This window comes from Microvirga sp. CF3062 (assembly GCF_036314045.1).
Classification (GTDB): domain Bacteria; phylum Pseudomonadota; class Alphaproteobacteria; order Rhizobiales; family Beijerinckiaceae; genus Microvirga.
Window position 1 is genome coordinate 126,624 of the sequence record NZ_JAYGGN010000001.1, and the last position, 19,045, is coordinate 145,668.

The 19,045-nt window shown below is 63.4% G+C and carries 19 protein-coding genes; 3 read left to right on the forward strand and 16 right to left on the reverse strand.

What is annotated here, in order from left to right:
* Positions 1-16: 16 nt before the first annotated feature.
* A complete protein-coding gene (locus tag VB618_RS00660; RefSeq protein ID WP_329794559.1) occupies positions 17-730 on the forward strand; it encodes a superoxide dismutase in 714 nt (237 codons plus the stop codon).
* 102 nt (positions 731-832) lie between these two features.
* Here VB618_RS00660 and dxs read toward each other — a convergent pair whose 3' ends face one another.
* From dxs to ygfZ, 11 genes are all read right to left on the reverse strand, one after another.
* Entirely contained in the window at positions 833-2,827 is a 1,995-nt protein-coding gene (dxs, locus tag VB618_RS00665) for a 1-deoxy-D-xylulose-5-phosphate synthase (protein ID WP_442931607.1), read from the reverse strand.
* Between the two features lie 227 nt (positions 2,828-3,054).
* The gene (locus VB618_RS00670; RefSeq protein ID WP_329794561.1) at positions 3,055-4,356 is read right to left on the reverse strand and encodes an O-antigen ligase family protein; all 1,302 of its coding nucleotides are present in this window, start codon (positions 4,354-4,356) and stop codon (positions 3,055-3,057) included.
* A gap of 180 nt (positions 4,357-4,536) precedes the next feature.
* Positions 4,537-4,785 (reverse strand): exodeoxyribonuclease VII small subunit, encoded by a 249-nt coding sequence (locus VB618_RS00675; protein WP_329794563.1) that lies wholly within the window; start codon positions 4,783-4,785, stop codon positions 4,537-4,539.
* Positions 4,786-4,820: 35 nt separating this feature from the next.
* Positions 4,821-7,523 carry a DUF2339 domain-containing protein gene (locus tag VB618_RS00680; protein WP_329794564.1) on the reverse strand — a complete coding sequence of 901 codons (2,703 nt, stop codon included), beginning with the start codon at positions 7,521-7,523 and terminating at the stop codon, positions 4,821-4,823.
* Between the two features lie 49 nt (positions 7,524-7,572).
* Entirely contained in the window at positions 7,573-8,091 is a 519-nt protein-coding gene (locus VB618_RS00685; protein ID WP_329794565.1) for a tyrosine phosphatase family protein, read from the reverse strand.
* Between the two features lie 208 nt (positions 8,092-8,299).
* Positions 8,300-8,896: an HD family hydrolase gene (locus tag VB618_RS00690; protein WP_329794566.1), complete on the reverse strand. Its 597-nt coding sequence runs from the start codon at positions 8,894-8,896 to the stop codon at positions 8,300-8,302.
* The gene (locus tag VB618_RS00695) at positions 8,896-9,504 is read right to left on the reverse strand and encodes a DNA-3-methyladenine glycosylase I (RefSeq protein WP_329794567.1); all 609 of its coding nucleotides are present in this window, start codon (positions 9,502-9,504) and stop codon (positions 8,896-8,898) included. The genes VB618_RS00690 and VB618_RS00695 overlap by 1 nt, the downstream gene beginning before the upstream one ends.
* A gap of 223 nt (positions 9,505-9,727) precedes the next feature.
* Positions 9,728-10,216 (reverse strand): aminoglycoside 6'-N-acetyltransferase, encoded by a 489-nt coding sequence (gene aac(6') / locus VB618_RS00700; RefSeq protein ID WP_329794568.1) that lies wholly within the window; start codon positions 10,214-10,216, stop codon positions 9,728-9,730.
* Positions 10,179-10,835: an FMN-binding negative transcriptional regulator gene (locus VB618_RS00705; RefSeq protein WP_329794569.1), complete on the reverse strand. Its 657-nt coding sequence runs from the start codon at positions 10,833-10,835 to the stop codon at positions 10,179-10,181. Before VB618_RS00705 ends, aac(6') begins: the two co-directional genes overlap by 38 nt.
* A gap of 102 nt (positions 10,836-10,937) precedes the next feature.
* Complete coding sequence (locus VB618_RS00710) at positions 10,938-12,878, reverse strand: hybrid sensor histidine kinase/response regulator (RefSeq protein WP_329794570.1); 1,941 nt, start codon at positions 12,876-12,878, stop codon at positions 10,938-10,940.
* 113 nt (positions 12,879-12,991) lie between these two features.
* Positions 12,992-13,870, reverse strand: coding sequence for a CAF17-like 4Fe-4S cluster assembly/insertion protein YgfZ (gene ygfZ, locus VB618_RS00715; protein ID WP_329794571.1), 879 nt, complete (start codon positions 13,868-13,870; stop codon positions 12,992-12,994).
* A gap of 76 nt (positions 13,871-13,946) precedes the next feature.
* On the opposite strand from ygfZ, the gene VB618_RS00720 reads away from it, so the two are divergent.
* Positions 13,947-15,281 carry a dihydroorotase gene (locus VB618_RS00720; RefSeq protein WP_329794572.1) on the forward strand — a complete coding sequence of 445 codons (1,335 nt, stop codon included), beginning with the start codon at positions 13,947-13,949 and terminating at the stop codon, positions 15,279-15,281.
* Positions 15,278-15,553, forward strand: a complete 276-nt coding sequence (locus VB618_RS00725; RefSeq protein WP_329794573.1) for a hypothetical protein — start codon at positions 15,278-15,280, stop codon at positions 15,551-15,553. The genes VB618_RS00720 and VB618_RS00725 overlap by 4 nt, the downstream gene beginning before the upstream one ends.
* A 118-nt stretch (positions 15,554-15,671) precedes the next feature.
* Here VB618_RS00725 and VB618_RS00730 read toward each other — a convergent pair whose 3' ends face one another.
* From VB618_RS00730 to VB618_RS19755, 5 genes are all read right to left on the reverse strand, one after another.
* Positions 15,672-16,031, reverse strand: coding sequence for a GIY-YIG nuclease family protein (locus VB618_RS00730; protein WP_329794574.1), 360 nt, complete (start codon positions 16,029-16,031; stop codon positions 15,672-15,674).
* A 161-nt stretch (positions 16,032-16,192) separates the two neighbouring features.
* The gene (locus tag VB618_RS00735) at positions 16,193-16,456 is read right to left on the reverse strand and encodes a hypothetical protein (RefSeq protein WP_329794575.1); all 264 of its coding nucleotides are present in this window, start codon (positions 16,454-16,456) and stop codon (positions 16,193-16,195) included.
* A 172-nt stretch (positions 16,457-16,628) separates the two neighbouring features.
* Positions 16,629-17,255 carry a TIGR02301 family protein gene (locus VB618_RS00740; RefSeq protein ID WP_329794576.1) on the reverse strand — a complete coding sequence of 209 codons (627 nt, stop codon included), beginning with the start codon at positions 17,253-17,255 and terminating at the stop codon, positions 16,629-16,631.
* A complete protein-coding gene (locus VB618_RS00745; protein ID WP_329794577.1) occupies positions 17,252-17,701 on the reverse strand; it encodes an NUDIX hydrolase in 450 nt (149 codons plus the stop codon). Before VB618_RS00745 ends, VB618_RS00740 begins: the two co-directional genes overlap by 4 nt.
* Positions 17,702-18,256: 555 nt before the next feature.
* Positions 18,257-18,424 carry a DUF7696 family protein gene (locus VB618_RS19755; RefSeq protein ID WP_442931608.1) on the reverse strand — a complete coding sequence of 56 codons (168 nt, stop codon included), beginning with the start codon at positions 18,422-18,424 and terminating at the stop codon, positions 18,257-18,259.
* Positions 18,425-19,045: the final 621 nt, after the last annotated feature.

Here is a 19,045-nt window from a genome sequence, read left to right on the forward strand (position 1 = left end):
AGCCAATGGAGATCCCATGATCAGCCGTCGCCATCTTCTGACAGGCGCTACCCTGCTTGCCGCCAGCGCTGCCATTCCCCGCGCCTGGGCGCAAGCCCCGTCGGGTCCTTTTAAGCTCGACCCCTTGCCCTATGCGCCGTCCAAGAACGAGCCCCATATCGACGCGCAGACCATGGAGCTTCACCATGGCAAGCACCATGCGGCCTATGTGACCAATCTCAATACGGCGCTTTCCCAGAATGCCGAGGCGGCGAAGATGCCGCTGCATGAGATGCTGGCGAAGCTCGGCGAGTTGCCGGAATCGATCCGCACGGCGGTGCGCAACAACGGTGGGGGCCACGCCAACCACACCATGTTCTGGCAGATCATGGGCGGATCGGGCGGCGAGCCTTCAGGCGAGCTCAAGAGCGCCATCGACCGGGATCTCGGCGGGCTGGCGAAGTTCCAGGAGGACTTCAATGCCGCCGGCACCCGACAGTTCGGATCAGGCTGGGTCTTCGTGACCGTCGCCCGCGACGGCAAGCTCTCTATCGTTTCCAAGCCCAACCAGGACACCCCTCTCATGGATGGGCAGCGGGTTTTGATGGGCAACGACGTGTGGGAGCACGCCTATTATCTCAAATACCAGAACCGCCGGCCGGACTACCTGAAGGCGTGGTGGAACGTGCTCGACTGGAACCGGATCGGCGAGCGTTATGCGGCAGCGAAGGCCGGGACGCTGACGATTTAATCAGCCGTCATGGCCGGGCTTGTCCCGGCTATCTACGTTTTAGGACGTTTAAGACGTCATCCCCGGAACAAGTCCGGGGATGACGATGGTGGAGAAAATCCTTTAAGCCCGCACCTTCCGGGTCTCTTCCTGCCCAAGCGCCTCGAACACCTTGGTCACGATGCCGGCCGCATCGAGACCGGCCTTGGCATACATGCGCTCCGGCTTGTCCTGATCGAGATAGGTATCGGGCAGCACCATGGAGCGCACCTTCAGGGTGCCGCGATCCAGGGCGCCTTTGTCGGCCAAAAGCTGCAGCACATAGGAGCCGAAGCCGCCGATGGAGCCTTCCTCCACGGTGATGAGCACCTCATGGTCGCGCGCCAGCCGCAGGATCAGCTCCTCGTCGAGGGGCTTGGCGAAACGGGCATCAGCCACGGTGGTGGAGAGGCCGCGCGCCTCCAGCTCTTCGGCCGCCTTCAAGGCCTCACTAAGCCGGGTGCCGAGTGACAGGATGGCGATGCGGCTGCCCTCTTTCACCACACGACCCCGGCCGATGGCGAGCGGCACGCCCTGCTCGGGCATGTCGACGCCCACGCCTTCGCCGCGCGGATAGCGGAAGGCGATGGGGCCTGAATCGTAGGCCGCCGCGGTGGCCACCATGTGGACGAGCTCGGCCTCGTCGGCCGCTGCCATCACCACCATGTTGGGCAGGCAGCCGAGATAGGCGACGTCGAAGGAGCCCGCATGGGTCGGTCCGTCCGCGCCCACGAGGCCTGCCCGGTCAAGGGCGAAGCGCACGGGCAGGTTCTGGATCGCCACGTCATGCACCACCTGATCGTAGGCCCGCTGCAGGAAGGTGGAATAGATGGCGCAGAACGGCTTGTAGCCTTCCGTCGCCATGCCGGCGGCGAATGTCACCGCATGCTGCTCGGCAATGCCCACGTCGAAGGTGCGGGTGGGGAATTCCTTGCTAAAGAGGTCAATGCCCGTGCCGGTCGGCATGGCGGCCGTGACGGCGACGATCTTGTCATCCTTGGCCGCCTCCTTGATCAGGCTCTCGCCGAAGACCTTGGTGTAGGCGGGGGCATTGGCCTTGGCCTTGGTCTGGGCGCCCGTCACTACGTCGAAGGTGACGACGCCGTGATACTTGTCAGCGGCTTCCTCCGCCGGCCCGTAGCCCTTGCCCTTCTTCGTCACCACATGGACGAGGATCGGGCCGGTCTCGGAATCGCGGACGTTCTTCAGGATCGGCAGCAGGTGATCAAGGTTGTGCCCGTCGATGGGACCGACATAGAAGAAGCCCAGCTCCTCGAACATGGTGCCGCCGGTCCAGAACCCGCGGGCGAATTCCTCGGCGCGCTGTGCCTTCTCGTAGATGAACTTCGGCAGCTTCTTGGCCAGCTGCTTGGCGGTCTCCCGCAGGCCCCGATAGGCGCCGCCGGAGACGAGGCGTGCGAGATAGGACGACATGGCGCCGGTGGGCGGCGCAATCGACATGTCGTTGTCGTTGAGGATGACGATCAGGCGGGAATGCATGGCGCCCGCATTGTTCATCGCCTCATAGGCCATGCCGGCCGACATGGCGCCGTCGCCGATCACGGCGATCACGTTGTTCTTTCCGCCCTCCAGGTCCCGCGCCACGGCCATGCCGAGGCCGGCTGAGATCGAGGTCGAGGAATGGGCCGCCCCGAAGGGGTCGTATTCGCTCTCCTGACGCTTGGTGAAGCCCGAGAGGCCGTCCGCCTGGCGCAGGGTGCGAATCCGGTCGCGCCGGCCCGTGAGGATCTTGTGGGGGTAGGCCTGGTGGCCCACGTCCCAGATCAGCCGGTCGCGGGGGGTGTCGAACACGTAATGCAGCGCCACCGTCAGCTCGACCACACCCAGACCCGCTCCGAGGTGTCCGCCCGTGACGGAGACCGCGCTGATCGTCTCCGTCCGCAGCTCATCCGCCACCTGGCGGAGCTGGCTCTCGGGCAACTGACGCAGATCGTCTGGGGTCTTGAGGGTGTCGAGGAGAGGTGTATGCGTTGCGCTCACGTGGTCACCAGAATGCACAGTTTCCTTTACCGGGAGCCCCAGCTTGGAAGCGCCGCAAAGATTGGAAACACAAACCATCAGGTGATGGATGCCAAAGAGACCGTCCTGTATTCCGAGTCGGAACAAGGGCCAGCCGTTCTGATAAAGTCCATCACGTCCCAAGTGACATATGCGGTTGCTTCGCTCCAAAAGCAAATCGCCGCTGGAGCGGTCCAGGCCTTGCGAGCCTCGAGTCCTTTGCCGGCTCTGGTCGGATGCGGTTCCGAGGCCATTGGTCTCCCAGCAGGTGACCCATCGAAGTCGCTCTATCCCGAAGCCGTTACTCCCGTCACCGGCTCATCTGGCGTTAGATGCGCTTCTGGGTATGTAGGAATAAATACCTCTTGTTGTACGGGGTCGTTCGGCCGGATGCTGAAGAGTGCAGCCACAAGTGCGAGGGCTGCAATCCACCAACCCTGCCATGCTCCATGGCTGACAAGCGCGATAGCGCTTGCGCACATCAGGGCGCTAAGCCCCATGCGACGGATGCTGACGGATTGTTCTGAAAGGCGTCTCATCCCCCAGAAAAGGAACCAAGACAGGATAAGTGCACCCGGCACTCCTAGTTCTACCCATACTTGAAGGTAAGCATTGTGAGGATGCCCCATTTCCAGGGCGCGTCGGAATCCAGGATCAACCTCCGTTATGACAGGATGGTCTTTAATGAAGGCTGTCGATGCAAATCCCGTTCCGGTTGCGGGATGTTTTCGAGCCACTTCGCCGAATGCCTGCCAGATCTCGATCCGTTCTTTAGAATGCCCTGCCTTGGTCAGCTCGATCAAGCGTGGGGGTGTCAGATTCGCTACAATGTCGCCGAATACGGGCTGAATCCAGACGAAACCGAGAAGCCCGACGATCAATATGGGGCTGATCCGTTTTGGAAAAGCATAGACCAATATCGATGAGCCTATTGCGGCCAGCAAACCAAGCTTTGCCGCCTCGCTATCAGAGATAGCGATCACGATCGTCATTGCCGACAGCAGGATGAGACCCAGCTTTTTCCTGCCGCAGAGCAGAGCCCATGACAGAACAGGCAGAAGAAGCAGGAGCAGTGTGACGACTGGCCTGTTGTGAACATAGGAGCCAAGCCTACCGCCGTAGACCTGCCTGAGCGGGAAGTTGAGAAGGAGCTCAAAGGCAATCAGTGCTGCGGCAAGCAGCATGGCCTTTGCCAAGGTCTCGAATAGCCATTGGGGCGGAGGTGCAATCCGCCATCTCATAATGAGGACCGCGCTTGCGAAGATTGGGATAACCGCTTCTCCCAGCGCGAGAAATGCGGCTTCTGGCCTGACAGTCCAAGCCAATGAAAGGAGCGAATATGCAACGGCGCCGAGAAGCCCAATGAACGCCCCCGTATGCATTCTTGTCAGGGCCGATAGAAAAGAGGTGCCGCTCCCAGACATGAGATGAGCTGCTGCTATGAAACCAGCCGCACAAGAAAGGAATAGGGGCGACGAGCGGTTGGCCAAGACCATGGCAACCGGAAGCGCGACAATAAACCCATGTCCAATTACATCGAGCTTCCGACTGATAATGAATTTTTTGCTAGGCTGAATGGATGTAATCATATTGGATGGGTATAGTTCGACGGCTGAAGCTCATTGCTGTGTGCTGCTGGTGGGCAATTGTCCAAGCGAAGCGATGCCATAATTGAGCACAGCTACGTGTTCAAAGAATCTGCCTTCATGAAATCTTATTGCATGCTGCCCGGCTGCTTGGCTACTCGCTTCCGGAATTGCCTCGCTAAATTACCCATCTACATCCAGCGGCGCCGTGCCTGTGGCGGCGCCGTCGGGGCCGATGGTGATCTTCTCGATCCGGGCCTCGGCCTTCTTCAGCAATTGCTCGCAATGCTTCTTCAGGGCCTCGCCGCGCTCATAGATCGCAATCGAGTCCTCAAGAGGCACGTCGCCGCGCTCGAGGCGCCGCACGATCTCCTCGAGTTCGGCTAGCGCCTTCTCGAAAGGGAGGGTCTTGATGGAGGCGGTGTCGGTCATGCGGCTATCCGTCAAATCTCTGGTGTCGGGCAATGTCACGATGGGATTGCGGCATTGCTGGGTCGGTGGGCGAGAAGTCTCTGATAGACGAGACCGATGCCGATGAGAACAAGGCCGAGGCCAATAAATGACAGGGCGCGCATGACGCCCTCCAGATTGGCCAGGTCGACGATGAACACCTTTAGCACCGCCAGCACGAGATAGGCCGCGGAGGCAAGGCGGGCAAAGCGGTTGTCACGGGCGAGCCCTAAGCCGAGAAGCACGATGCCCGTGACCAGGAGAGCGACGGAGTAGCTCCATTGCTCGCCCTGGGTGAAACCGCGCCAGAGCGCCAGTTCAGGCCCTGCGGCAATCCGTCTGATCTCCAGCCCGACATAGGCGGAGAAGAGGAGCAGGCTCAAGACGGCTGAGGAGAGGCTGTAGAGGCGCGGCCGGGCCCGCTGTTCGACCAGAGCCAGTCCGGTAGCCAGAAGGGCAGGCAGCAGATATGCCAGGATCAGGGCGTTGAACACCGGCCCGCCCAGGATTGCATCATCCGTCAGGAGTGGGTTCTCGATCAGAAGGAGGCCTACGGCGCAAAGCGCCAGCGAGGCGATCTTGAAGATCAGTGAGCCCCAGCGGTAGATGGGGTCGCCTCGCCTGAGGTCGAGGCGTGTCAGGAGAATCGCGAAGACGAGACTCTCCGTGGCCAGCAGACCTGCCTCCACGAGGCTGAAATCATGGGCCAGCGGGTTGCCGGCGTGGAGGGCATGGCGGATCTCGAAGAAGACCAGGAAGGCCGCAAAGACGATGCTCAGGCTCTCGGTCAGCTGGACAATCCTGTCGCGGCCGGACCGCTCCATGAGCCGGCTCGCTGCGACAAAGGCCACGGCCGGGACGCCGTAGCCCCAGAGGAGCCAGTTGATCAGGATCGGTCCGGGATCGCCGTCCACGATACTCGGGTTGGCGATCAGCCGCCCCAGAACGATCAACCCGATGGCCCCGACCGCATAGCGCAGGGCGGGCAGAGCCGTTCTCTCGGAAACCCAGGCCGTTCCCAGGGCGGTCAGGGCGAAGGCCACCGTCAGCATGCCTTTGTCGAGGGCGAAAGTCAGGCCGAGGGCAAGCGCCGCCAAAGCAGCCGAAGCGGTCGCTCCGAGGGCAAGCCGGGTCGGAGCGCTGTCCGTGCCATCCTGGCGGCTGAGCCAGCGGCTGGCTGCGATGAAGGCCAGGGCCAGCCCGCCGGCAATCAGGGCAAAGGACAGGCTCCGCTCCAGGGACGCCACCCGCCAATAAGCCGCCACGAGGGCAATAAGCGGGCCGATGGTGGCGGCTCCCGTGTACCAGGCAACTGCTGAAAGGCGCAGGTCCGGCGATCGCGCCAGCCGGAGGAGGGCGGCGCCAGTGATGGCCGCGGGAGCAAGGAGCGCGAGGCCGAGATAGACTTCGAGCGCGTGCGGCCGCACCGCGAAGAGATCGCCGCTTTGATAGAAGAGGTTCTCGGGCGCGCCACCGAGATCGGCCCGGATGGGCCAGAGCAGGAGGGCGCCGATGATGGTCAGGGCCGCCCAAGCGGCAACTGGGGCCGCCGGCGCGAAGCGGATGCCTGTTGCCAGCAGGAGGAGTGCTATGGCGGTGACGAAGATCGCGCGCCCGTCGCCCGCCGCAACCGTGCTCGACACTGCGACAGCGGCAATCGCGAAGGCGAGGCACACGATGCTGGCTGCCCGATCGATCCCTCTCTCGGCATCGGAGATATGGCGGTAAGGGAGAGCCACCAGGGAGAGCGCGGCCAAGCTGGCCTGGAGCACCAGATGCACCATGGCCGGTAGGGCATCCTGTGCGTCCAGGATGAAGATCAGGAGCGTCCAGATCAGCACGCCGGTCGCGGCCGAGAGCGCTAGCCAGCGCCACAGGCGCAGGCGGGCGACGCCATAGGCGGGCAGAACCACGAAGGCGAGGTAGATCACCAGCGCCCAGGGCTGAGGCTCGTCAGACGAGACGAGGAGCGGGCTTCCCATGGCGCCGAGCAGGCCGAGCGCAGCCAGGATAGGACCATGCAAGGTGGATGCGACCATGGTCAGGACCGCGATCAGGCCCAGGATTACGAAGGCGGTGGCCGGGCCGATCAGGTCGTAGAGGGCATAGGCCGCATAGGCGGCAGCAAAAGCTCCGCAGGTTCCCGCTGCCGTGAGGATGCTGGGCACGTTGGCGCTGGCAACGCCCGGCAGGGCGATGCTGCTCTCCCGGCGGCGCAGCCATTCGCCGGCCCCGATCAGCGCGAGGGCGAACAGGCCGCCGAAGGTGATGCGGGTCGCTGGGCTCAGCAGGTTCTGTTCGATGGAATAGCGGACGAGAAAGATGCCGCCGAGGGCAAGCGCCACGCCGCCGACCCAGACGGCCCAGCGGGAGCCCAGCGTCTCCTCGAAACCCCGACCTGTGGGAGCCGGCTGCGAGGCCGGCGCCTGGATGGCTGGAACCGATCCCACCGGCCGGGGCGCTTCGGCTTCCGGCTCCGGGGACAACTCGGGTACGGGAGCTTCTTCGGCAGGAGCCTCCGGCATGGGCATCGACGCCGGCTGCTCCGCTGCAGCAGCCGGTCCCGCCTGGGCTCGGACCAGCCGCAACTCACCCTCCAGAGTGGCGACGCGCCCTTGCAGAATCGTCAGCTTGCTGCGGGCCGAAAGGCCAAGAACCAGGGCCGCAATGGCGCAGACCGGGATGCTGAGGGCCAGCAGGACGAGGAAGGGGATTTCCAAGGGACGATCCAGGTTTTCATGTCAGGCCGACCGTCCGAAGCGGAATCGGCTAGCTATCGTTAAGCTGTAACATGAAGGGCGTTCCCTCCATAGCCTCGGCTCCGCGCCCGATGGACCGGATCGCATCGACCATCCGGCCCCGGCGACCGAGAAGATCGTCGGCGAGAGCAACGAACCGCGCATTCGGGGTGGCGCTGGGGGCAGCCTCGCGCAGGGCAAGGGCGATGGAGGCCTCGTCCCGCTCCGGGGCGAGGGCGCAGGCCGCGATGAAGGCTGCGGCCGTCGAGCGGCTGATCCCGGCCCAGCAATGGAGCACGAGGGGGCTCTCCCGCTCCCATGCCCGGATGAAGGCGAGCAGCTGCTCCATGTGCTCGGCTCCCGCGAGTACATGGCCGTCGAGCGGTTCCACGATGTCGCTGACGCCGATGAAGAGATGGCGCTCCGCTGCGAGGCCCGTGATGCGCGGCACCTCGGCGCCGGCTCCCATGAGGCTCACCACATGGCTCGCGCGGGTCTCGGCCACGGTGGCGTGCAGGCGGGAGAGGGGGCAGACGTGCAGGGTCGGCATGGTTCTGGTTCCGGACAGTCGCGGAGCCTTACACGATTCGTGCGTTGTTCCGAGGTGCAGGCGGTCTTTCCCTCCTCCTTGCGGGGAGGGATCAAGGGGGGTGCCGGCGCCACGCTGATCCAGTTCAGCGCTTACACCCCCACCTCCAACTCCTCCCCACAAGGGGGAGGAGGGTTTCCGCGCCAGACTTTCAAATTGAGGTCGGTACTTAAGCCTTTGCCAGCGCTGCCGTGACCTTCTGATGATAGCGCTCCTCGGCCTGGCTCACGGGCCAGGGCTCAAGAAGCGCCAGCACTGTGCGGGGCAGGGGCTCGGGGCGTCCGAAGAACTTGATCGCTTCTTCACGGCCGAAGCCGGCAAGGTGCGTCGCCTCGAGGAAGGCCGCCTGCCGGTCCGCCTGCTTGATGAAGCGCTTGAGCGCCGCGGCCGGCTGCGCGGGAAGGCCGAAATGGAGGTGGATGGCCGTGAGCAGGCCCGCCTCGATGGCCTTGTAGGCGTCGCCGATCACCGCCTTGAACGGCGAGATGATGTCGCCGATCACATATTCCGGCGCATCGTGTAAGAGCACCGCAAGGCGCCACTCGCGCGACATGGCGGGATCGAGGTGGCTCGCAATCGCTTCCACCAGCAGGGAGTGCTGCGCGACGGAGAAGATGTGCCCACCTGCCGTCTGACCGTTCCAGCGCGCGACGCGGGCGAGGCCATGGGCGATGTCGTCGAGCTCGACGTCCAGCGGTGACGGATCGAGCAGGTTGAGGCGGCGGCCGGAGAGCATCCGTTGCCAGACGCGCGGTTCCTTTGCCATCAGCGCTTCTCGGCGAGCACCGCGCATTCCGCATGGCGGTAGCAGCCGGTCAGGTGATCGTTCGTCATGCCCACCGCCTGCATGAAGGCATAGACGATGGTGGGTCCGACGAAGTTGAAGCCTTCCGCTTTCAGTGCCTTCGAGATCTTCCGGGAGACCTCGGACTCGGTGGGCGCGTCCTTGCGGCTTTTCAGGTTGGTCTGGACTGGGCGGCCATCAACGAAGTCCCAGAGAAACTTCGAAAAGCCGCCGCGCTCTTGGATTATGAGCCAGGCGCGGGCGCCTGCAATGGCCCCCTCGATCTTGGCGCGGTTGCGCACGATGCCGGAATCGAGCATCAGCGCCTCCACCTGCGCCTGATCGAAACGGGCGATCACGGCGGGGTCGAAGCCGGCAAAAGCGCGGCGGAAATTCTCGCGCTTGCGCAGGATCGTGATCCACGAGAGGCCCGCCTGAAAGCCATCGAGAATGAGCTTCTCGAACAGCGCCCGGTCGTCGAACTCGGGCACGCCCCATTCGGTGTCGTGATACTCGACATAGAAGGGATCGGTGCCGGGCCACCAGCAGCGGGTTTTGTTGTCGGGATGCAGGATTAATCCGTCAGTCATGCAGCCTGTGTAGCGGGAGTGCCGGAAAACGGAAAGATGCACCCGGGAGAGGCTGCCCCATAAAGTGTGCGCCAGTTTCCCTCCCCCTTGTGGGGAGGGATTAAGGGTGGGGGTGTGTGCGCTGAATTGGACCAGCGTGACGCCGGCACCCCCACCTCCAACTCCTCCTCACAAGGGGGAGGAGGGCTGTTGGCGCTTCCATGCCCCGCCTCTGCAAACCCGGTCAGGAGCGGATCTGCTTCCGGAAATACACGACCCGCTCCGTCTCCTCGAAGCCGAGCGCCTTGTACATGCTCTGGGAAGCGGTGTTGTCGAGGAGGACGTCGGAGGCGAACTCGCTGCAGCCGAGGCTTCTCGCCCAGCGCTCGACCGCCCGGCACAGCAGCCGGGCCAGTCCCTTCCCGCGATGCTCCGGCTGCACGTAGATTCCTTCGAGAAAGGCCACCGGCGAGGTGGTGCAGCCGTTCACGTAGTCGTGGCGCAGCGCCGCTTCTGCAAAGCCCGCCGGCGTGCCGTCGGGCAGGCGGACGAGAAGCGCGACGGCTTCCTTCTGCTCCCAGAGCATGGCCTGCGCTTCGGAGCGATGATCTTCCTTCGGTCCCTCGGGCCACAGGGCATGCCGCAGGGCAACCCATTCCTCGAGCGTCTGCAGCACGCAGGGCTCGATGCGCGGTTCAAGATTGTCGGCCACCGGGCAAGGCTCCTCGCGCATCGACCAGATCCGCCATGTGCTGCGAGGCATCGTCCTGCGCGAGGCGCAGCCCCTCTGCCACGCCCCGGCGGTCGGCCTCCGACCGGTTCTGGCTCACCTTCCACTTGCCCTCGATCCGGGTGATCTCGATCTCGATGCCGACGATCCCCTTGAGCTGCGCCGCCACGAAGGGAGCCGGCGCATCGTTAACGCTCCAGGGCTCCGGCCTTGCAGCTTCCTGCACATCCGTCATGGCTGTGATCTGCCGGAGGAGCCAATCGGGATCGTCGATGACGCGCATGCGGCCATAGGCCTGCACGATGGCGTAGTTCCATGTCGGCACGACCTTGCCGTGCTCGCGCTTGGCCGCATACCAGGATGGGGTGATGTAGGTCTCGGGCCCCTGGAACACGACGAGGGCTTCCTGCGAAGCGTCGAAATCCTGCCACTGGGTGTTGGCCCGCGAGAGATGGGCCTTGAGGGTTCCCTGAGGCGACGCGGAGGCATCCAGCACGAAGGGAATGGGATTGGCCACGAGCCCGGCGCTACCCAGGGTCACCAGAAGCCCGAACGGATGGGCTTGGATGAGGGCGTGCTGAACCTCGAGATTGTCCTCGCGAAAGTGGGGCGGCTGATACATGGCATTCCCGGTCTGATTGGGCCGGGATGCTAGCGGGAAGCCTTTGCCGGCACCAATCAAAATTGCCGATGCCGTCCATCACGCATGGCGATGGGCCTTCGCTCAGGAGCGGAGCACGCGCAGCTTGTCGGCAAGCTCGGTCCAGCGATAGGGCTTGCTGATGAACGAGACGCCCGCGCCGAGGCCCTCGGAGGGAAGGGCCGACATAGGGTAGCCCGATGCCAGCAGGATCCTGAGGTGAGGGCGCATCTCGCGGGCTTTGCGGGAGAGCTCGACCCCGTTCATGCCGTTGGGCATGATCACGTCGCTGAACATCACGTCGATGGCTGCATCGCTTCCCAGAACCGCCACCGCCTCGTTGGCATCGGTCGCGGTCAGGACGTCGTAGCCGAGACTGTCGAAGATGTCGCTCGCCACTTCCAGCACGGCGGGCTCGTCCTCGACGATCAGCACGGTGCCCGCGCTGTCCCGTGCCGGATGGACCGTCCCGTCCTCGTCTTCCACGACCTCTTCCCCATTGTCCTGGGCCGGCAGCAGCATGGTGACCTTGGTGCCCTGGTCCGGGGTGCTGTCGACCTTGATGTGCCCGCCCGATTGCGTCACGAAACCATATACCTGGCTTAAGCCCAAGCCCGTTCCTTTGCCGATCTCCTTCGTGGTGAAGAAGGGCTCGAAGACGCGGTCGAGCACCTCGGGCGTTATGCCCGATCCCGTATCCTCCACCGTGATAGACACATAGGGGCCGGGCTTCAACGCAGCGGGAGCTTGCTCGTTCTCGCCTATGGTTACATTCCCGGTCTTGATCGTCAGCGACCCGCCGTCCGGCATCGCGTCCCGCGCATTGACGATGAGGTTGAGGAGGGCCGCCTCGAATTGCGGCGCGTCGACCGAGATCGACCGAACGCCCGGGGCAAGCGCAAGCCGCAGCTTGACCAGCTCGCCGCAGGCCCGGCGCAGGATCGCCTCGAAGCCCCCGATGAGGGTGTTCGGATTGTGCAGGGCTGGCTGAAGAGGCTGACGGCGGGAAAAGGCCAGCAGCTGCTGCGTCAGCTTCGCGCCGCGTTCGGCCGCGCGCTGGGCACTCTCGATCAGCCGCATGTCACGGGCATCGCGGGTGTTGCGGGTCAAGAGATCCAGGCTGTTGACGATGACCGTGAGCAGATTGTTGAAGTCATGTGCGACGCCGCCCGTGAGCTGCCCGACGGCCTCCATCTTCTGCGACTGGAACAGAGCGGCCTGTGCCTGGGCCAGGGCCTCCTGCGCCTGCCGGCGCTCCGTGATGTCCCGGGTGATCTTGGCGAAGCCGATGAGTTCGCCCATGTCGTTCTGAATTCGGTCGATGACGACGCTGGCCCAGAAGCGGGTCCCGTCCTTGCGCAGGCGCCAGCCTTCGGCCTCGAACCTGCCCTCACGGGCCGCGGTCTCAAGCGCTCGCCGGGGCAGTTCTGTTGCTCGATCCTCGTCGGTATAGAACTGTGAGAAGTGCTGGCCGACGATCTCGTCCTGCGTGTAGCCCTTGATCCGCTGAGCGCCGGGATTCCAGTTGGAGACGATGCCCTTGGGATCGAGCATGTAGATGGCATAGTCGGTGACGCCCTGGACCAGCAGGCGGAAGCGCTCCTCGCTTTCCTTCAGGGCTTCCTGCGTCCTCTTTCGCTCGGTGAGGTCGCGGGTGATCTTGGCGAAGCCGATCAGGTTGCCGCGAGGGTCGCGGATCGGGTCGATGACCACATGGGCCCAGAACCGGGTGCCGTCCTTGCGCAGGCGCCAGCCCTCGGCCTCGAACTTGCCCTCGCGGGAAGCGGTCTCCAGTGCTCGCCGGGGAAGTTCGGTCGCCTTGTCCTCGTCCGTGTAGAACCGTGAGAAATGCTCGCCTAGGATTTCGTCTTGTGTATAGCCCTTGAAGCGCTGGGCGCCGGCATTCCAGCTGGAGACGATGCCCTTCGGATCGAGCATGTAGATTGCATAGTCGGTGACCGCATCGACCAGAAGCTGGAAGCGTCCCTCATAGGACGTTGAACCGATTCCTTGCGCTGCATTCATCAGGATTCCCCAGCAGACCATGACGGCTCTTACTTCGGTCCGCTCGCAGGTCGATTACTTGTAACAATTTCGTGAGAATTTCGTTCCGTTCGAAGCTTGGCTTTTCCGCCGGCTCAGGAAGTGGCGCCTTGCTCTCCCGGGAAAGCAAACCTGATCCAGGAGGGCTTTTCCAGTTTCACCGGGATGCCTCCGGCCCTGATCGGCGCACCGGTTCTGAGCGCATCCTCGGCCCGGTCGAGGCGGATCATCAGGAGCCCGCGCCCCTCCGCGCCGGTGCCCGTCTTGCCCAGAAGCTTTTCGCCCGCCATGACCTCGACGCCGAGATCGGCCGCGAAGCCGCCCTCATAGAGAGCCGGCACGATCCGAGTGCGGGCCGTGCCGCGATGCTGCATGCGGGACACCACCTCCTGGCCCACATAGCAGCCCTTGTCGAAATCGACCCCGTTGAGCTGGTCCATCAGGGCCTCATGCGGAAAGGCGTCTCCGAACAGGAAGTCGCGCCCACCCTCCGGCACGCCGAGCGCGATGCGATGCGCGTGATAGGCCTCAGCCGGATCCCCGGCGAACTCCGCCGCGTCCTGGCTTGCCACGATGGCGCGCCAGCCGAGAGCGGGCAGGCGCGGGTCCTCGACCACGAGACCAGCCTCTTCATCAGGTCGCGGCGCATCCCAGCCGGCCACAAGGCTGAGCGAATCGGACAGGTCCTCCACCACGACCTTGGCCCGCAGCTTGTAGAAGCCGAGGCGCTTGGCGAGATCGGGCGCGTAGACCCTCAAGACATCGAGGTAATAGGCGCCGCCGATCTCCTGCGGCGCCTGGAAGACCAGGAAGTCGAACAGGATCTTGCCCTGTGGGGTGAGCAGGGCGCCGAAGCGCGCGGCTTGCGGAGAGACCCGGTCCAGGTCGCAGGTGATGAGGTTGTCGAGAAAAGTCTTGGCGTCCTCGCCCGAAACCCTTACCACGCCCCGGTCGGCCAGATGGACTGACGGCATGTGCCCCGCTCCGATTGCTTCTGCTGGGTCCGAGACATATGCCCCTTCCGCAGCAGCCTCAAGGGATGAGATTGCCATGCCCCAGACCTTCGACCTGATCCTCAAGGGCGGTATCGTCGTGAATCACGACGGACGCGTGGAGCGCGACGTCGGCGTGCGCGGCGGAAAGATCGCCGCCATCGGCGACCTGTCGCAAGCCTCCGCCGCACGGGAGATCGACTGCCGGGGCCTGCATATCCTGCCGGGCGTCATCGACACCCAGGTGCATTTCCGCGAGCCCGGACTCGACCACAAGGAGGATCTTGAGTCGGGTTCGCGCGCCGCCGTCATGGGTGGCGTCACGGCGGTGTTCGAGATGCCCAACACCGACCCGCAGACCACGACACCTGAGGCACTGGCCGACAAGGTGCGGCGCGGCCATCACCGCATGCATTGCGACTTCGCCTTCTGGGTCGGCGGTACCCATGAGAACGTGAATGATCTGCCTGAACTGGAGCGCCTGCCGGGCGCTGCCGGCATCAAGGTGTTCATGGGCTCGTCCACAGGCTCGCTGCTCGTCGAGGACGACGAGGGCATCGCCAACATCCTTCGCCGCACCCGCCGCCGCGCCGCCTTCCATTCCGAGGACGAGGCGATGCTGCGCGAGCGCAAAGGGTTGCGCATCGAGGGCGATCCGCGCTCGCATCCCGTGTGGCGCTCGGCCGAAGTGGCGCTCGCATGTACGCAGCGCCTCGTGCGCATCTCCCGTGACACCGGCGCGCGTATCCACGTGCTCCACATCACCACGGCCGAGGAGATGGCGCTCCTGAAGGAGCACAAGGATCTCGTGTCCGTGGAGGTGACGCCGCATCACCTGACGCTGGTGGGACCAGAAGATTACGAGCGCCTCGGCACCTACATCCAGATGAACCCGCCCGTGCGCGACGAACTGCATCGCGCCGCTCTCTGGCAGGGACTGGATGAAGGCATCGCCGATATCCTCGGCTCGGATCACGCGCCGCACACCCGCGAGGAAAAGGACAAGACCTATCCCAATACGCCCTCAGGCATGACCGGCGTGCAGACGCTCGTGCCGGTGATGCTCGATCATGTGAATGCAAGCCGCCTCACGCTCGAGCGCTTCGTCGACATGACGAGCGCCGGCCCCAAGCGTCTGTTCGGCATCGCCAACAAGGGCCGCATCGCCGTCGGCTACGATGCGGATTTCACCGTGGTCGATCTCAAGCGCGTGGAAACCATCCGCAACGACTGGATCGCCTCGAAGTCGCAGTGGACGCCCTACGACGGCAAGAAAGTCACCGGCTGGCCCATCGGGACGGTCGTGCGCGGCAACGTGGTGATGTGGGACGGTGCGCTGGAGACGCCGTCGCAGGGCGAGGTGGTGCGGTTCGAGGAGACGATGGCGAGATGAGCGCTGTAGAGTTCCGAGGGCGTCGTTATAGCCTCTGGGTTTGCAGCGATGTCATTGAAGATGGCGTGTATCTTGAAGTTCAGGATATAACCGAAGAACCACACGTAGCTGTAGCTGACGTTTTCTATTCAGATCAGAGCCACGATATGGTCTTCAGCGCTTATAGAAAGAACCTTCCGCTTGAGCTTGTGGAGTGGCTGATTCAAGAGGCTAAGGCAGATCTTCCATTAAGAGCCTGGAAAGACAGCGGCACCACCACAGCCTCATCCTGAGGAGGACCGCAGGTCCATCTCGAAGGACGAGGCGTCTCCAGTGGTCTCTGGATTCTCCTTCGAGACGCAGCCTGACGGCTGCTCCTCAGGATGAGGTTCAGTTTATGTAAATGGGTGTCTAAATCTCGTCGGGCGTGCGTACAGGTTTACATCGAGAGCGATGGCTTTTCGACATTCCCTGAAGGGCTTCGAAGTCACCTCTTATTAAGGCTTCCTTCTTGGCTCTTGACCAGCCTTTGACCTGTCTCTCATACGCAATGGCATCAACGATGCTGTCAAAGTGCGCTGAGTAGGCGAGAACAACGGGGCGTCGCTTGGACGTGTAGCCTCCAAAGGTGCCCTGGTTGTGTTGGCTGACCCGCGTTTCCAGATTATCCGACCGGCTTGTTCCAGTGTAATAGCTGCCATCCGCGCAACGTAGAATATAGAACCAGCAGCCATCCATTATTTCACCTTCATGGCGAACAAACAGCCTCATCCTGAGGAGCAGCGCAGCTGCGTCTCGAAGGATGCTTCAGAGAGCGCTGGAGACGCCTCGTCCTTCGAGACGGTCACTGACGTGACCTCCTCAGGATGAGGCTGCGGGAGAGCTGAATTGTGAGCCAGTGTCCCCGAAAGTGGCTGTCTTTCGCGACTGCCTCAATGCTTCAGCGACATCGCCATGGAGAACGCACCCGTGCGGATCTTGTCCGGCAGGGTGGCGGCATATTCCGCAACGGCATCTTCGCCATAGGTGGCGACGAGTTCGGTGAACGCCGCGAAGAGGGCGGCCTGGGCCATGCAGTCGCCGTCGAGCCCATCGAGCTCGGCCTCTGCGAAAGCCTCGGTCACATAGCTCAGGGCCGCCTGCTTGAGGGCGCTGAGGTTGGGCGATTCGTCGAGAAGGACGTCGTTGTCGTTCATGATCCAGGCCCCTTTGAGGGGCGGCGCGAGTTCGGTTGAATTACTCTTACGCATCGCGCCGACCCGCCGCCAGCATCACCTTGCAAGGAGGTTAACGCGAGGGGGCACTGGCTGAAAAATGTGGATAAGAGGCGCTGCTGCAACACCCCGGACGGAGAGGGTTGCCTCCCGATCAGCCGCCGTAGCGCCCAGTGATGCTGCGGGCGACCTGCTCTCCCTCGGCCAAGAAGCGGACCGAGGCTTCCTGCGCGGACGGAGTGCAGACCCGGTAGGTGAGGGCATAGGCCTGATAGCCCTTGTTGTAGGCGCCGGCGAGCCGCTCCCGCCGGCCGGGTGTGGTGCCCTCGGTCTCGAGCAGGATCTGCATGCGCCGGCTCCACTCGGAGGCATCAGGGGCGCTGCAGAGAGGGCGCAGCATGGCGAGCCCGCCCATGATCTCGGCAAGCCGGAGCAGCTCCTTCTCATAAGGCGCCGGTGGCGGCTCGACCACCGGAGCGGGTTCCGCCTGCTGTTGCGGCGGCGGCTGTTGTTGAGGGGCTGGGCGCTGCGGTTGCGACTGCTGGCGGCGCTGCTGAGGGGCGGGCTGCTGGCGATATTGCGGCCCGGGCTGCGGCAGGGGACGGTACTGCGGCTGTGGCCGGTATTGCGGCGGAACGCCCGGCTGCTGGCCCGGTTGTTGGCTTGGCTGTTGGCCTGGCGGACGGCCGAAAAGCCGTTCGAAGAAGCCCTGCGCAGAGGCCGGACCGGGTACGGCCAGCAGCATCGCGGAAACGGCGAGGCTCAAGCCTGCGCGCTTCATGGAGCAGGCTCCTCCCTGGCGATCCTGAAGACCTGCTCCAGAATTCCGGCAAGTCCTGCCGTCAGCGGCAGATCGGCGATGTCCCGTTCCGTGACCCAACGGATTTCCTTTGCTTCCGGACCTGTCTGGGGTTCGCCTGAAACCCAGCGGGCGGCATGGGCGGCGATGACGACATGATGTCTTATATGGCCTTTCTCGTCCCTTTCAATGAATTCGACCGGGGCAATCAGGCGGATAAGCTTGGCCTCAACCCCAACCTCCTCGCGAAGTTCCCGCAAGGCCGCCTCGGCCAGGGTCTCGCCCACCTCCACCATGCCGCCGGGCAGCGAAAACAGCCCCTCGCTCGGCGGCTTGCCCCTGGCAGCAAGCAGAATGCGCCTGTCGCGGATCACGGCGACGGAAGCGGCGAGAATGGGGCGGGCGGGGTAGAAGCGGTCGCTCGACATCAGGGGGATTTCTGCTTGGGAGGTTCCTCGGCCGCCACATAGCGGGCCCGAGGTCGGATGAGGGTTGCCTGGCTGCGCTGCTCGATGGCGTGAGCGCCCCGCGAGAGGGCTTTACAGCGCTTTTCGCGGTTGGCCGCAATCGCGCTCTGTGGGAGCGTTGGCCCGAGCAGGCAGCGTGACAACGTCCTATTGGCCTCGCGAGGGAGGCGAGACGCCCGATCAGGGCGTTAGATCAGGTTGAGATGGAGCTTGGCCGCGAAGCAGGCAAAAAAATGAGCGCCACATGCAAGGACGCTCAAGGAGTCGGACCCGTAGGGGGCAAAGAATGAATCCGATAACTATTACTTATTAACATAGATCAATAAATACAAGTGATAAATGTTAAAGTTACTTTCCTATGGTGGGATTATTCGGTCGTGGCCTAGGGCTTTGTACTAATTGTGCCCCGCTTTGGCGCTGGATATACGTGGCGCTCCCGTGGGGGCACTATTGGTTGAGAGGGTCGCGCATGGTCACAAGACCAGCTGCGGCCCTTTTTTATTTCTACGAGGGTTTTCAACTCCTCGGCAGCCTGAGGTCCACGGACCTCAACCGACCCCGGTCGATGCTCTTCCCGTTCTTGTCCTTCCGGCCGTTGAAGAACATATCCCGCTCCTGCTTGGACATCTTCAGGATGGCTCGGGCTTCGGTCTCGATCCGCCATTCCTCAGACCAGGTGTTCACAGGCTGGCCGGTGAGCTCGGAGATTGCGGTGGTGTCGCGGGAGTAGGTTATGCCATCGCTATGGCATGGATGAGTGAGGATGGGGTTGAACGAAGAAAAGGCCGCGCCCGATCCTTGTGAATTCTAGGCGCGGCCCCCGGCCCATAGTTGCCCCTACGGGTGCTCGTTAACGTAAAGTTAACCTTGGCTGGAATGCGGCCAAGGTTTGAGAATTATCTGGTCATTCTGTGGGAACCGGACGGCCCAGTTAACGTTGAAAACCCTCTGGTCCTATGTTGCCCCTACGGATCAGGCACTTCAGAGCGCCCCTCGTGGGCGCTCTTTCTTTTTCTGCTGCTCAGGAAGGGTCAAGTCGCCGCTCAATTTCACGGGCGACGTCTCGGAGAGGAGGCGACAGAGGCTGCTGGAGCAACTCGCCGTACATCGCCCGCAGATTGATACCGATGTGATCTTGAGTGGTTGTCTGAATTTGTGACCAGAGCTCGTAGTCTCTCCAAGCGAGGGGGATCACGACAAGCTCACCGCACTGCCAATCGTCGCAACCTGCATCTAACATGTGCTTCCCCCAGCCTACGCTCTGGCGAGCGTGGCTGGAAAACGATGCAAGACGGCGGCTGTTCC

What these genes read in the sequence shown, in the direction of transcription:
- VB618_RS00740 (WP_329794576.1), bottom strand. Translation starts at nt 17,255, where the DNA reads ATGAAGCGCGCAGGCTTGAGCCTCGCCGTTTCCGCGATGCTGCTGGCC.
- VB618_RS00705 (WP_329794569.1), bottom strand. Translation starts at nt 10,835, where the DNA reads ATGTATCAGCCGCCCCACTTTCGCGAGGACAATCTCGAGGTTCAGCAC.
- VB618_RS00720 (WP_329794572.1), top strand. Translation starts at nt 13,947, where the DNA reads ATGCCCCAGACCTTCGACCTGATCCTCAAGGGCGGTATCGTCGTGAAT.
- ygfZ (WP_329794571.1), bottom strand. Translation starts at nt 13,870, where the DNA reads ATGCCGTCAGTCCATCTGGCCGACCGGGGCGTGGTAAGGGTTTCGGGC.
- VB618_RS00695 (WP_329794567.1), bottom strand. Translation starts at nt 9,504, where the DNA reads ATGACTGACGGATTAATCCTGCATCCCGACAACAAAACCCGCTGCTGG.
- VB618_RS00725 (WP_329794573.1), top strand. Translation starts at nt 15,278, where the DNA reads ATGAGCGCTGTAGAGTTCCGAGGGCGTCGTTATAGCCTCTGGGTTTGC.
- VB618_RS00685 (WP_329794565.1), bottom strand. Translation starts at nt 8,091, where the DNA reads ATGCCGACCCTGCACGTCTGCCCCCTCTCCCGCCTGCACGCCACCGTG.
- VB618_RS00735 (WP_329794575.1), bottom strand. Translation starts at nt 16,456, where the DNA reads ATGAACGACAACGACGTCCTTCTCGACGAATCGCCCAACCTCAGCGCC.
- VB618_RS00690 (WP_329794566.1), bottom strand. Translation starts at nt 8,896, where the DNA reads ATGGCAAAGGAACCGCGCGTCTGGCAACGGATGCTCTCCGGCCGCCGC.
- VB618_RS00670 (WP_329794561.1), bottom strand. Translation starts at nt 4,356, where the DNA reads ATGATTACATCCATTCAGCCTAGCAAAAAATTCATTATCAGTCGGAAG.
- dxs (WP_442931607.1), bottom strand. Translation starts at nt 2,827, where the DNA reads ATGGTTTGTGTTTCCAATCTTTGCGGCGCTTCCAAGCTGGGGCTCCCG.
- VB618_RS00730 (WP_329794574.1), bottom strand. Translation starts at nt 16,031, where the DNA reads ATGAGGCTGTTTGTTCGCCATGAAGGTGAAATAATGGATGGCTGCTGG.
- VB618_RS00710 (WP_329794570.1), bottom strand. Translation starts at nt 12,878, where the DNA reads ATGAATGCAGCGCAAGGAATCGGTTCAACGTCCTATGAGGGACGCTTC.
- VB618_RS00660 (WP_329794559.1), top strand. Translation starts at nt 17, where the DNA reads ATGATCAGCCGTCGCCATCTTCTGACAGGCGCTACCCTGCTTGCCGCC.
- VB618_RS00745 (WP_329794577.1), bottom strand. Translation starts at nt 17,701, where the DNA reads ATGTCGAGCGACCGCTTCTACCCCGCCCGCCCCATTCTCGCCGCTTCC.
- VB618_RS00675 (WP_329794563.1), bottom strand. Translation starts at nt 4,785, where the DNA reads ATGACCGACACCGCCTCCATCAAGACCCTCCCTTTCGAGAAGGCGCTA.